13 protein-coding genes, 1 tRNA gene and 1 pseudogene are annotated in these 13,059 nt (G+C 44.4%); 4 read left to right on the top strand and 11 right to left on the bottom strand.

Annotated features, from left to right (window positions below):
- Window positions 1–15 precede the first annotated feature (15 nt).
- The gene (locus Pelsub_RS05830; RefSeq protein ID WP_116224663.1) at window positions 16–720 is read right to left on the bottom strand and encodes a glycosyltransferase family 2 protein; all 705 of its coding nucleotides are present in this window, start codon (window positions 718–720) and stop codon (window positions 16–18) included.
- Window positions 721–909: 189 nt separating this feature from the next.
- Window positions 910–1,797 (bottom strand): DegV family protein, encoded by an 888-nt coding sequence (locus tag Pelsub_RS05825; RefSeq protein WP_116224664.1) that lies wholly within the window; start codon window positions 1,795–1,797, stop codon window positions 910–912.
- A 261-nt stretch (window positions 1,798–2,058) separates the two neighbouring features.
- On the opposite strand from Pelsub_RS05825, the gene Pelsub_RS05820 reads away from it, so the two are divergent.
- Window positions 2,059–2,958 (top strand): DMT family transporter, encoded by a 900-nt coding sequence (locus Pelsub_RS05820; protein WP_116224665.1) that lies wholly within the window; start codon window positions 2,059–2,061, stop codon window positions 2,956–2,958.
- Between the two features lie 105 nt (window positions 2,959–3,063).
- Here the strand turns inward: Pelsub_RS05820 and Pelsub_RS05815 are convergent, their stop codons facing one another.
- The 3 genes from Pelsub_RS05815 to Pelsub_RS05805 all read right to left on the bottom strand — a co-directional run bounded on the left by Pelsub_RS05815 (window position 3,064) and on the right by Pelsub_RS05805 (window position 5,498).
- Complete coding sequence (locus Pelsub_RS05815) at window positions 3,064–3,942, bottom strand: AraC family transcriptional regulator (protein ID WP_116224666.1); 879 nt, start codon at window positions 3,940–3,942, stop codon at window positions 3,064–3,066.
- A gap of 322 nt (window positions 3,943–4,264) precedes the next feature.
- Window positions 4,265–4,705, bottom strand: a complete 441-nt coding sequence (locus tag Pelsub_RS05810; protein ID WP_198418405.1) for an N-acetyltransferase — start codon at window positions 4,703–4,705, stop codon at window positions 4,265–4,267.
- A gap of 148 nt (window positions 4,706–4,853) precedes the next feature.
- Window positions 4,854–5,498, bottom strand: coding sequence for a GNAT family N-acetyltransferase (locus Pelsub_RS05805; protein ID WP_116224668.1), 645 nt, complete (start codon window positions 5,496–5,498; stop codon window positions 4,854–4,856).
- Between the two features lie 168 nt (window positions 5,499–5,666).
- Between Pelsub_RS05805 and Pelsub_RS15990 the strand changes: the two are divergent.
- Window positions 5,667–5,960: pseudogene (locus Pelsub_RS15990) on the top strand (recombinase family protein); the annotation flags it as partial.
- Between the two features lie 65 nt (window positions 5,961–6,025).
- Here Pelsub_RS15990 and Pelsub_RS05795 read toward each other — a convergent pair.
- The 3 genes from Pelsub_RS05795 to Pelsub_RS05785 form a co-directional block, all read right to left on the bottom strand.
- Complete coding sequence (locus tag Pelsub_RS05795) at window positions 6,026–7,123, bottom strand: sensor histidine kinase (RefSeq protein ID WP_116224669.1); 1,098 nt, start codon at window positions 7,121–7,123, stop codon at window positions 6,026–6,028.
- The gene (locus Pelsub_RS05790; RefSeq protein ID WP_116224670.1) at window positions 7,081–7,773 is read right to left on the bottom strand and encodes a response regulator transcription factor; all 693 of its coding nucleotides are present in this window, start codon (window positions 7,771–7,773) and stop codon (window positions 7,081–7,083) included. Before Pelsub_RS05790 ends, Pelsub_RS05795 begins: the two co-directional genes overlap by 43 nt.
- 64 nt (window positions 7,774–7,837) lie before the next feature.
- The gene (locus tag Pelsub_RS05785; protein ID WP_116224671.1) at window positions 7,838–8,542 is read right to left on the bottom strand and encodes a DUF6796 family protein; all 705 of its coding nucleotides are present in this window, start codon (window positions 8,540–8,542) and stop codon (window positions 7,838–7,840) included.
- 220 nt (window positions 8,543–8,762) lie between these two features.
- Between Pelsub_RS05785 and Pelsub_RS05780 the strand changes: the two genes are divergently transcribed.
- The gene (locus Pelsub_RS05780; RefSeq protein ID WP_198418404.1) at window positions 8,763–9,398 is read left to right on the top strand and encodes a YczE/YyaS/YitT family protein; all 636 of its coding nucleotides are present in this window, start codon (window positions 8,763–8,765) and stop codon (window positions 9,396–9,398) included.
- A gap of 108 nt (window positions 9,399–9,506) precedes the next feature.
- Here the strand turns inward: Pelsub_RS05780 and Pelsub_RS05770 are convergent, their stop codons facing one another.
- From Pelsub_RS05770 to Pelsub_RS05760, 3 genes are all read right to left on the bottom strand, one after another.
- Window positions 9,507–10,733: a class I SAM-dependent RNA methyltransferase gene (locus tag Pelsub_RS05770; protein ID WP_126440409.1), complete on the bottom strand. Its 1,227-nt coding sequence runs from the start codon at window positions 10,731–10,733 to the stop codon at window positions 9,507–9,509.
- Window positions 10,734–10,758: 25 nt separating this feature from the next.
- A complete protein-coding gene (locus tag Pelsub_RS05765) occupies window positions 10,759–12,294 on the bottom strand; it encodes a S1 family peptidase (protein ID WP_116224673.1) in 1,536 nt (511 codons plus the stop codon).
- A gap of 91 nt (window positions 12,295–12,385) precedes the next feature.
- Window positions 12,386–12,472 (bottom strand) — tRNA-Ser (locus Pelsub_RS05760).
- 155 nt (window positions 12,473–12,627) lie between these two features.
- On the opposite strand from Pelsub_RS05760, the gene Pelsub_RS05755 reads away from it, so the two are divergent.
- Window positions 12,628–13,053 (top strand): GNAT family N-acetyltransferase, encoded by a 426-nt coding sequence (locus Pelsub_RS05755; protein ID WP_198418403.1) that lies wholly within the window; start codon window positions 12,628–12,630, stop codon window positions 13,051–13,053.
- The last annotated feature ends 6 nt before the right edge of the window (window positions 13,054–13,059 follow it).

Raw genomic sequence — 13,059 nt, 5'->3', positions numbered from 1 at the left:
GGATAACCGTAAAGCCTAATTGACAAAACGGTATTTCAACAGCGTCCACATGGCAATAAAAGCGTCTCTCATGCGGATCTTCTTACCTTCTTCGTAGAATCGCGGGGTGAAACGGATGGGCACTTCGTAAATGCGCACGTGTTTCTTCAAGATTTTGGCGGTGAATTCCGGTTCAAATTCAAACCCTTTGGCATGGATTTTGATGTCCTCAACCACTTCTCGCTTGAACAGCTTGTAGCCGGTTTCCATGTCGGTCAGAATGTTGTTATACAGGATATTGGTGGTGAAGGTCAGGATCTTGTTGGCAACCATATTCCAGAACAGGATTGGGCGGCGCGCCCCGCCCAGGAAACGTGAACCGTACACCACGTCAGCTAAGCCTTCATCGATGGGCTGGAGCAGGACGGCATAATCGCGCGGGTCGTATTCCAAATCCGCGTCCTGGATCAGGATTAGATCGCTGGAAACCGCCTTCAAGCCGGTTTGGATGGCTGCGCCTTTGCCTTGATTCCGTTCATGCAAAATGACTTTATAGCCCGCTTTATTCTGATAAGCGGTTAATAATTCGCGTGTGCCATCGCTTGAGCCGTCATCCACCAGTATGATCTCATCCACCAATCCGGTGGAAGTAACCCGCTGGATAATTTCCGTCAAAGTTTTTACTTCATTAAATACAGGGATAATTACAGAGAGGGAGTAAGGTTTCTTTATCTTGGTCATAGTGTTATCCAAGCGCAATTATAAACAATTATCCTGATTACAAGTGAGATTTTGGTTAGAAATAATCGGCAAAACAATCAGCACAGGGAGAATAACCACATTCCAGCCCTGTGCTGAGGTAAATCAGTGTAAATCTTCCGCCCCGCATAGCCTTTCAAAAAAACTATAGGGCATGTTTAGAAAGAGAAATCAATTTATACGTTTATCACCAAAAAAGAAGAGTGCAACAGTTCCGGGCCCTGTATGCGACCCAATTACGGTACCGACACTGTTTATCATTACCGAGTTCTTGAGGTTTGTAAATTTTTCCTCAATCAGATCAGCTACCATGCGTGCATCGTCATAACAGGCTGAATTGGAGATAAAACACTTACCGGCATATTCAATACCGTTTTGTGCGTGTATTTCCATTTTGTGGACTATCTCTTTGATAACACTCTTTTTGCCGCGTATTTTTGTGCGGGGAATGAGCTTTCCTTCATTGTTCATGTTCATCAGTGGGCATATGTTTAGCAAGGTTCCCACGGTTGCAGAAGCTGCCGATATACGCCCACCTCTTTTGTAATGCGAAAGGTCGGTTGAGAAAAACCAATGATGAATATTGAGCCGGTTTTCCACCAACCAGGCATACACGTCTTCAATCTTTACGCTGTCATCTCTCATATCCGCGGCAGTATCAACCAACATCCCATACCCGGAGGACGCTCCCAAGGAATCCACCAGTAGAATTTTTCGTTCAGCATATTTCTTCAGAAGTTCGTCCCTTGCTACGCAGGCTGAGTTATACGATCCGGACAGACCTGAAGAAAGGGAAATATGTAAAATGTCCAACCCCTCCTTCAAAAACGGCTCGAAAAACTCCACGAATTGGCCCACATTCACCTGGGATGTTGTAGGCAGCGCACCGTTAGCGATTCTGCTGTAAAACTCCTCGAAAGACATGGTGGTACCCAAGTCATCCGGATATTCTGTACCATCCATATTGTAATGAAAACAGACAAATGGGATATCTCTGTTTTTTAAGTAGTAATAGGGCATATCTGCTGTAGAACAACAAGTTAAAACATAATTAGACATTTTCGGTTCCCTTTTCTAATTTTGTAAAAATTTAAATGGCTTTAGCTGCGAACCTAAACTATTATAGTTGAATCTATTACAATAATCTAAAAAAACAGCCGCCTTTTCCCCTCGATCATTCGATTAATCGAGATTCCGCTTATCTCCAAAGCAGCGTGGGCCGGTTGTTCCGGATAAACCAATCTATACTGGCTCTTCTATTAAACAGCAATCTATGATTTCATTAACCACCAAACAAAATAAGATACGCGGGTGATTCATATGAAGTTCAAAGATAGTTTCCATCCTTACGCAGGCATAACCATTATTTTTTGGTCGTTGGCCTTTGTGCTGACGCGCTTGCTCCTGCAATACTTCTCGGCATTTCCGCTCGGCTTCCTGCGCTATGTGGTCGCTTCTATTGCCTTGATGGTGATCGCCCTAACAGCGAAGATCGCACCGCCTAATAAGGTTGATCTCAAATGGTTCTTATTATCCGGCTTTTTCGGTTTCTTTCTTTACATGATAACCTTCAACAAGGGCATTGCATCCGTAACGGCAGCCACCAGCAGTGTGATCATCGCAACGGCACCGGTCATCACAGCCCTGCTGGCAGGCTTATTTTACAAGGAAAAATTGAGTGCCATCCAATGGACGGCAACCGCCGTGGAATTTTCCGGCGTCGTATTACTATCATTGATGAACAGCATCTTTTCGTTGAACAGCGGGCTGCTGTGGCTGCTTCTCGCGGCGCTCTCCCTGGGTATTTACAACCTGCTGCAGCGGAAATTGACCAAAACCTATTCGGGGCTGCAAACCGCCACCTACAGCATCTTTGCCGGCACGCTCATGCTGGCTATCTTTCTCCCGGCCGCTGTGAGCGAGGTCCGCGCTGTGCCGCCCGTCCAACTGCTCTACATCGCGACCCTCGGCATCTTTTCCAGCGCGATCGCCTACGTCACCTGGGCGCAAGCCCTGAAAAAGGCGGAGCGGACCTCCTCCGTCAGCAATTACATGTTCATCACGCCATTCTTAACCACGCTGCTTGGCTTTGTGCTTACCAACGAAAAACCGGATGGCTCGACCATCGCCGGCAGTGCTGTCATCCTGCTCGGTGTGCTGATCTTCAATTTTGGGGACCGGTTGGCTGGCAAAGTGTTTGGCAGAAAAAACGCAGTTTAGGGAAAGCATATATATACGCAGTGTGAACCTATCCTGTACCACGCGCATTGTTAACGAAAAGGGCGCCCCTGCTTGGAGCACCCTTTTTCATAAACTTTAGTGTACTTATGCGTCTTTTTTCTTGACCGGGATCCAGATTTCGCTCCGGTACTTTGGATTTCCGGTGTCAGGGCTCTCATTCCACAAAATTTCAGGGCCTTCAACTGCCTCGTATCCCGAAGACGGGAACCACTCGGAATATATCCTTCCCCACACATTTTGAAGTGTCTCAGGAAATGGCCCAATGGATTCGAAAACTGCCCAGGTGCCGGCTTCTACTTCCAAGACATCGAAACCTGCTGTTTCAGCACTTGAGGTTGCCACGCCAATGTAATGATCCAGCTCACCTTTCTCTTCCATTCTTCCCTCCGAGAAATTCGTCGATGCGCTAACGATCCCTGATGGTTCAATGTTTGAAAGTTCATTCAGCGCGCCAATAACTTCAGGGGTCAAGAGTTCAGTCATTTTGGCTATTTCCGGGTTGACGCCTGCGAAAATAATCGGAACGCGTTTCTTGAAGCCGACCAACTTAAAAGGGCCCTTCTCAACAATACGATATTTCATTTCAAAACCTCCGTTAATGGATAATTGGAAGGTCATTTGAGGAAAAGCTTTTAGCTGCGTATTCTCACTCCTTGCTATAGAAGGGAGAATGCCATGCATCGCATGAAAAGCACGAGAGAATGAATCGGCCGAATCATAGCCATATTTGACGGCAATATCGATTATTCTCATATTCGCGTCTTTCAAATCAAACGCAGCCAGGGTCAGTCTTCTTCTGCGAACATATTCTGATAAACCAATTCCTGACAAGAACGAAAACATCCTTTTAAAGTGATACTCTGAGCAGGAAGCGATTTTTGACACTTCACTGTAATCAATGTTCTCCGTCAGATGCTCTTCGATATATGCCAATGCTTTATTCATGCTACGCAACGAATCCATCAAACAACCTCCTTTCATCATCTATATTAACAAAGGTCGCGCTTACCCATCCGACAATCTATGCACAGTATTATCAGGTTTATTTCATCATAATGCAATTCTTGCGTCTATACTATCTCACGTCTCTGAATGGGGATTTCTTTCCGTTCCCTTACTCTTTTTTGGGGAGACGTGCGCCGCACGCCAGGATGCGGATCGCAGGAACCGTCGAGAACTCGCGCGTGCCATCGGCTGAGCTATCGTCTGCCAGTATAATCGCATACACTAATTCGATAGATGAACCATCAATGATATTTCAGGAAATTATACAAAGGAGCAGCGATTACGCTTGTTTCTTCCACACCATTGAATATTCCATTTCAGCCGTGTTTTTATCTATCTGCACCTTTTTGACAACGAAACCTTCTCGTAGGTAAAAATCTATCGCCCGTTGGTTTTTAAGATAAACATTCAACGAAAGCGTAGGATATAAGCGTTTACACGTATCAAGTAATGCTTTTCCGATACCCCTGGACTGCTTATCCTCGCGCACGAAGATGCCCGCAATAGCGCCATCGTGATCCAAACCGACAAAGCCTTGGATGCCCTGCGGGTCTTCATAGACAAAGACCTGTGCTTTTGGCAAAACATCTCTCACCATATCAAAATTGCTTAACCAATATTCTCGAGGGATAAACCCGTGGGCCTGTATATTGGTATCAAGCCAAAGAGCCATTACCCGATCCAAATCTTCCGGCTCGAATTTTCTTACCAAATCATTCACTTGTTTTATTGACCTTTATTCTCGCGCAAACTGTACTATGGTTTCCAGCATAACGCACGCGCAACGTGCCAGGTACCTAAGCCAGAACGCGGCTAATCATTTCTACCATTAACCTCAAGGTTGGAGCGAATTTTCCTGCAAAAGAAAATCACTGTATTGTAGAATGGCTGTGAATAAAAAATTCCTCCTGACTCGGCTGGAATTTCTTTTCCATTTTTTCCAGACTCTCATCAAAACGCTCGGCGTCTTTTTCGTCTATCTTCATCACCGGGCTGTCATAGTAAACCCATTTCCTTCCGTCCAAAACATCCGGTTTCAGTTCTTTCACCAGCATAGCTGATGGGAATATGTCATTCTCCAGGCAGACATTGAATTTTTTAGCGCTCTTAAAGCCCCGCCCTACGTAATTACCGGGATTTCCAAATATCACAATCACATCATAGCCGAGTGCAACCGCTCGTTCAAAAGAATCCTCGATGAGCATTTTCCCATAACCCATTCGCTGGTATTCCGGTAAGATGCAAACCGGGCCGAAGGTAAGGATCTCTTTCTCTTGTCCGGACTCATCCACCAGTTTTGCCTTTGTGTACATGATATTCCCGATGACCTGACCATCAACTTCAATCACCAGATCTAGCTCCGGTACAAAGTCTTCGTGGGATCGCATCACGTGCACCAGGTAGTGTTCAACGCACCCCGGAACATATAAATTCCAAAAAGCTTGCCGCGTGATCTTTTCGACTCGCTCGTGATCCTTTTCTTCTTCTTTCCTGATCCGAATGCTTTCTCCCATTTAATAACCTCCGTGAATTTACCAAAGATCCGATCTTCTTTACTTGCTAAACTTTTGACAGCAATGCCACCGTCTCAACGGTACTACACAAGTCCCACAAGGCTCCAGATAGCTACATTAACATAAACGTAGCCTTATGGAATGATACCATTAGATTAAATTGGCACCATCTACCGGGAATACCTCGAAGGTGCCAGCATACTGAAAATTGCTCGTGACCTCAAAGCGGACGGTATCTTGAACGGCGCGGGACGCAAGTAGTGGCATACCTGCAATATCAGGACAATTCTTCAGAATGAAAAGTACATCGGAGACGCTCTTTTGTAGAAAACCTACACCGTAGACTTCCTCACCAAACAGCGCGTCAAAAACAACGGCCTTGTGCCACAGTATAACGTCGGAAATAGCCACGAAGCCATTCTCCCGCGTGAAATTTTTGTGTGGGAGGAGCTATTGAAACGGACCGGCGCTCAAGCCGATTACGAGGATGTCTCCGAGGAAATTTACCGCCTGCGTGAAGTTTTTCTTTAATCTTTCATTAGGGGAATCCTAATATTAATCTTTGCGCCTCCGGTCAATTCATCATTAGCAAGCAGCATACTTCCGTTATGTTGCTTGATAATTGAATCAGCAATAAATAATCCTAAACCATAATGATTTTTTTCTTTTCTGCTATCATCATCCATATAGAATTGTTCCGCCCCATGTTTTAGAGCACTCGGGCTGAAACCACAGCCGGAATCTGCAATACATATAGCTACTTCGCTTTCCTCTGATGAAAGACTTATTTTTACAGTACCTTCCTGAGGTGTATAATCCAGCGCATTTGAAATCAGATTGTTCAATGCTCGCAATAACAAAATCACGTCTGCATAAATAAAAATATTCTCATTATCTGTTTCAATAAAGATCCTAATTCTTTTCTCATTGGCTATCCGTTTTGTCATTGCAACAGCTTCAGAAAGCGTTTCAAACAGATTAATTTTCTGTTTGTTGAATACATATCCTCTCTCCGCCTGTACTATTTCCAGAAGCTGAGTTAAATACGTCTCCATCTGTTCCAGACCTGCCCTGGCATCTTCAACATACTCCTTATTTACATCGTCTAATTTGCCAATTTGTAATAACTCCATATTTCCCTTTACAACTGTAATAGGAGTTTTAAAATCATGTGCAAGCGTTGAAATCTGCTCTCTACGATTTTGTTCCAGTCTCCATTGCTTTTCCAATGCACCTTTCAATGCAAATCGCAAATCATCGATGCCATCTAACACCTGATCGATTTCTTTAACCCCACTCAACTCGATATTAAAATCCAAATCCTGTATTTTAATTTTATTTATCGCTTCTAAAATGGGCATACCCTTTCTTTTAATATTTCTGGCCGTTAAGAACGCTGCCAAAAATATTAAAAGAATTACAAAGAATGGGTATGCGATCAATATTGACAACTCGATATTTACAAATATCTCACTGGAGAAAAGCTGCTTATCTTCAATAAAAAAGAGAAAAACAAACATACATAGCGTCAACCCTAAAACACCAAATCCAGTACTATACACTGCTTTTGTTACTATCGAAATTAAGGTTGTCTGATATCTCTTTTTTTCTTTGCTATTTCCCATTTATATCCGATCCCCCATACTGTCTGTATTGGTGAAGTTCCTGCAGCATCCAACTTGCTTCTTATATTCATGATATGAGTAGCAATGGTATTATCATTGCTTTCACCATTATAACCAAATACAGATTCATATATCTGTTCTCTGGAAAACACCTGTCCTCTGTACTTTGCAAGATACTCACATATCTGATATTCACCCTTAGTCAGATTTATACTTTCATTTCCGACCATTAGCTTCATTCCCCGTAAATCAAAACGGATATCTCCCGAATTCAGTACAAACTGATGATTACGGCGTTCTCGTCTTAGGTGGGCATCAACTCTTGCTTTCAGTTCTGCCATATTAAATGGTTTTTTGATATAGTCGTCTGCCCCTAATCCAAATCCATATATCGCATCCTCTTCCTGTATCCTTGCTGTAATAAACACAATCGGACAGTTAACCTTGTCACGAATTTTTCGGCAAATTTCAAATCCATCAGTTCCTGGCAGCATTATGTCTAAGATAATCATGTCAAACCATAACAATGCGTTCTCATCGACATCATTAAAATTCAAGCATGATGTTACTTCATGTCCATCCTGGCTCAGGATATTCTTTATTAATTTAAGAATTTTTTCCTCATCATCGACAACAAGTATTTTAGCCATTCATTTTTGTTTCTCCCTAATAAAATTTCCCTTCACTCTATATACGCAGTATATTTCATACTAATTAAACATTTTCTGTAATCGTATCCCTATTTCTCATGTCATTTTCTCGTTTCCAATGCCAGAATACTGCTAAATACATTAAGCTTTCTCCTAAACTTTCGAATGCATCCGAAATACCCTCTAAACCTGTATCATTAAGCAAAATTGTGACGGGTATAGAAAGAACAATCAAACCAACAGGATTTAATACAATCATCCATTTTGGACAATTTAGTTTACCCTTCACTATAAGACCTATCAACATAATTGACTGTAACAATATTACAACTACCATAACGAAAATATTAAGCGGATCAATATATGGTTCCCAGCACATTGATATTGACTTAGCTAAATCAGCAGATGCTCCTGCATATATTGCACCTTTATAAGTCATTGGCACAATACATGCGATAAAAAAATGTCCAATCGATGTCAGTACAACACCAATCGCAAGAATTAAACAAAAGAGTTTTACTAAATTTGAACAAACCTGTTTCACAATATTGTAGAAGCTATAGAAACCAATTAACAATAATATTGTGCCAAAACACCCCAAATAAAGAGATACGCCAAACCTCCACATATTCATATTGGCCCAATCAGTATATATATTACTTTCATAATGACTATTTGGAAGTAAATATACAAATAGATCTCCCACGGCAAACAGTAAACCTCCCAATAGGCCAATCAGTGCCATCAATTTCATTTTTCCGATTTTCATGTACTCTATCCTTTCAAAAGATATTTTATTTTTTTCAAGGAAAGAGTACATGAAAATTATAAAGATTTGTTAAAGAAATTCATATTTCAACGATTATTGAGGGTAATTCATTATTAAAAGCCAATTTTTTCTCTCTTTGTATGATAATTCTCATATCCAAATTTTTTCTTTCACCCTATCATTCGAAATACAAAAAACATTCAAGGTGAAAAAAACATACATGAAAAGAATAGTTTACTCAGTAATTACATTCATATTATTTGGTATTGGCATTTCTCTGCAAATCAAAGCAGGTATTGGTCAAAGTATGTTCAATGCATTCTGTTTACTTTTTGCAGATTTGCTGCATCTTGAGATCGGAACGATGATCAATCTATTTAACTTATTCTTCTTCCTTACCTATCTCTATATGCAGCCTTCTCGTCCGAAGCTAAAGGATTTTACGCAGATCATAGCAATAATGGGTAATGGGTTGGTAATCAATCTTTTTACATATTCTGTTCTAAACCATATCATCGTTCAATCCTACTATTTAAAAATAATGCTCTTTATATTTGGATTATTCTTAGCCGCTATTAGTTTGGGGGCGATTCTGGCTATGGGAATTATCCGATTCCCCTTGGAAGGTCTATGTATCGTATTAAGTGAAAAACAAAGAATCAGCCTGGCAAAAGTCCGAATGGGGTTTGACATTTTCTTTTTGGCAAGCACATTAATCGTAACCCTGATCACAAGGCACACTCTTTACATCAGAGAAGGAACCGCTATCAGCTTTCTTCTGTTATCCAGATTGATGGGTTTCTCGTATGATTTTCACAGAAAAACATTTTTAAAAGTAGATACAGATTATGTATGACGTCATTTTGATGGACTTGGATAATACAATATTGGATTTTGATGCTGCTGAAAAGGACAGCTTCATAAAAATCGATGAATTAAGATATTGTTGACGTCATGATTTGCTTTATATCAAGAATAATGCCACCGTCTCCATGTGATAGGTTTGCGGGAACATGTCCACCAGGATAGTCTTCTCCAAACGGTAGCCGGCTTCCAAAATGGCGCGCACGTCGCGGGCCAGGGTGGCCGGGTTGCAGGATACGTAAATGATGGCACGCGCCCCCTGATTGAGGATGGCTTCGCGCGCCTGTGGGCGCAGGCCTGAACGCGGCGGGTCGACCAGCACCACATCCGCGCTAAAATCCAATTCCGGCAGGATCTTTTCCGCCAACCCTTCCGCCAGGCTGACGGTGTCGAACTCGTCCAAGTTGACCACAAAATCCCTGCAAGCCGCCGGACTGGATTCCACAGCCAGCAGTTCGTCCACCTCGCCCGCCAGGAAGGCAGAGAACAACCCCACCCCACTGTAAACGTCCAGCAGCCGCTGCGGTTTATATTCCCGTACCAAAGCAAGCACCTGGTTTATCAGTGCTTCAGCGCCGCTGTAATTAGTTTGGAAGAACGAACCCGCGGAGATCAGGAAAGGACGGCCCAGTACTTCAGCGATCAGGTACCCGTCTCCCGCCAACACAACCTGATCATCTCCGGCCAGTGAGACGATGGAAACACTGGATTCGCTTTCCAGCTCAGGGATCTCGCTCTGATTGCCGTTCATTTCCAGCAGCACATCACCATTTTGATTTTGACGCAGGTCCAACCGTCCGATAAAACTTTCCGGTTCAAAAGTCAACTGCGGCCAAAGTTGGGCCAATGCCGGCATGGGCAGATGACACTCCCGCACCGCAAAGGGAAAATTATCGCGCGCTTTGGCATAACAAAGTTTTCCTTTGGAGGAAACCTGAAATTGGACCGTATTGCGGTAAGCCCATTCGTTGGATGAGGGAATCACCGCTTCTATCACAGGCGACTCAATCCCGCCGATACGCTGCAGTTGCTCGATCAAAATATCTTTCTTGTAGGCCACCTGCAGCTCATAAGGGATATGTTGGTAGTGGCATCCGCCGCAAATACCGAAATGAGCACAGCGCGGTTGAATACGCTGTGGATGCAGGCGGTCTACGCTGACCAGATCCGCCAACGCAAAGCCTTTTTTGTCTTCACGGATTTGGATGGTTACCTGCTCACCAGGCATGACATAAGGCACAAAAACCGCCTTGCCATCCGGCAGCCGGCTGAAGCCGCCACCCTCGTAAACCATCGATTGTATTTCTACCGAATATTGTTTATTCAAAATGCTCTACTGTTCCGCTCTTTTCTTAAGGTTGTCTGACCACCAGATCATCAAACGAGATGATGTTGCCGCTATTATAGAAAGTCCCCGCGAAAAAGCCGTAGTCACCGGAGGAAATGGAACTATCCTGTACCTCTCCCAGCAGTTTGCCGTTGACCGCCAAACGCAGCGTATTTCCGACACAGGAGGCCTGGAGATTGGCACTGTCCAGCGTATCCACCAGACTGGAATAAGTGTAGTCTATCAAGGGGACCCAATCGCCATTCAGTAATTTATAAATAGCGTAATAACCGTCCTGGGTAACCTCGAACATGTACAGGTTATCATCATCCTGATAGCGGCAGAGTAGACCATATTCTCCATCGGTAGAAGATTGTTCCACTCGCGCATTGATTTCAATCACAATATCGGTATACGACTCCCCGCCGGTGATCGGTTGAATATAATTTTCTTGGTTTACTTCAATCCAGTAACGCCCATTCTGATAGTAATAAGCTTCATTCCGGCTATCGGCCTCCGGCCAACCGGTGGCAGTATCCGAGAAGTCATCCTGAAAAATAATCTGACTGCCCTCGGCAATTTCAACTTCCTGGTAAGATTCGGCATTATAAGCAACTTCGTTATTCAAAGCCGCGTTAATCAGAGGCAAAGCCAGGTTGACCGGCCGCAGGGCATTGATGAAACCGCCGGTAGGCACACAGGTATCATAATCGTCAATGACTCCATCGCGATTGGTGTCCGCCAGCGGGCGGCAGTCTACCACTTCCGAATATTCCTCGCCGGCACCCACTTCAGTTGGAATCCCTACCAGGTGGTTGTTCTTATCCAGAGCCAGCCCACCGCTATTGCCGCCCGCGATGGTCGCCGAGGTCTTGATAAAGGCTCGGTTGCCATAACCTGTCTCCGAAGTAAATCCGCTCACCTCTCCGCGCGTCAGCGTAATGGTTTCCCCGCCAATACCGGGATAGCCCAGAATCAAAATGTCATCGCCCAAATGTAATTCGTCCGAATTCCCCAGGGATACAAAAGGCAGGTTGAGTGCCGAGCGGTCCACCGCATTGCCCTGCAAGTCCACAGACGGCCGCAGCACGGCAATATCCAGATTTTCATCGGCCTGCATCACTTCCGCGTAAAAAGCCGCTTCAGGCAGCGCATCCTCCGCGACTGTCAACATAATCAGCAATTGCTCGGCCGGATAGAAACGGTCGCCCATGGCCACGTGCGCGTTGGTCAGAATCAGCCCGTCCGGCGAAATGATCGTTCCGGATCCGCTCCACTCCTGCTCCTCCCCTTCCACCGTGCCGCGTACGATAATTTGCACCACCGCGTTGACCGGCAATTCATCTGCCGCAATGGGAGTGCCCTCAATTTTCGCAAGGACCGTCGGCAGGTAATCCGCGGTGACAGGCTGCGAGAAAGAGGAAGTCAGCGGTTCTGAAGTGGCTATTTCAATCCCCGATTCAGATAGTGAAAAATCCACGTCAACACAAGCTAACCCCAGCAACACGGAAAGAAAGATAATGCTCAGTAAAATTTTGGCCTTGTCCCGCAGTTTGTCCATTGCACATCCCTGTAAAAAATAATATACAGAAATTATACCTGTGGCTGACTTTACGGATTGGTTCAAAGGAGGGAGGAACTTAAATAAAAGGCGGAGAGGGTGGGATTCGAACCCACGGTACCTTACGGTACACACGCTCTCCAAGCGTGCGCGCTAAGCCGGACTACGCGACCTCTCCACGACTGCTATCAGAATAGCGGCAAAATTATAACATGTTTGTTTTTAATGGCAAACCCTTATCTTAAATTAATCCATCAACAAAATCCGCTCACTTCAGCCTTTTTTTGATAATATAGCTTTATTGATTTATTTCTTTGTACCATCGGAGGAGCAATGGGTGTTCAAATTCGTCTGATGCAATCGGCGGACTACGCAGGGGCAATACGGCTTTGGCAAGGGGTGCCCGGTTTGGGCCTCTCCAGCGCAGACCGCGAGGAAGCCATCCAGGCCTTCCTGCTGCGCAACCCAAACACCAGTTTCATCGCCGCGCAGGATGATCAAATCGTCGGTACCGTGTTAGGCGGCAGCGACGGCCGCCGCGGGTACCTTTATCACCTGGCCGTGCATGCCGACTGCCAAAAACAGGGAATCGGGAATGCATTGGTGCAAGCCTGTCTGGACGCGCTGCAAGCCCAGGGCATCGAAAAATGCCACATCTTCGTGATCGCGGATAACCAGGAGGGGTTGAAGTTCTGGCAAAACGCGGGCTGGAATTTACGAGAAGATATTGTCATTATGTCCAAGAATATTAATCGATAGGCAGTT

Source organism: Pelolinea submarina, from assembly GCF_003966975.1.
Taxonomy (GTDB): Bacteria; Chloroflexota; Anaerolineae; order Anaerolineales; family Anaerolineaceae; genus Pelolinea; species Pelolinea submarina.
Note: the sequence above shows the minus strand (reverse complement) of the source record. Positions and strands in the feature narration are given on the sequence as shown.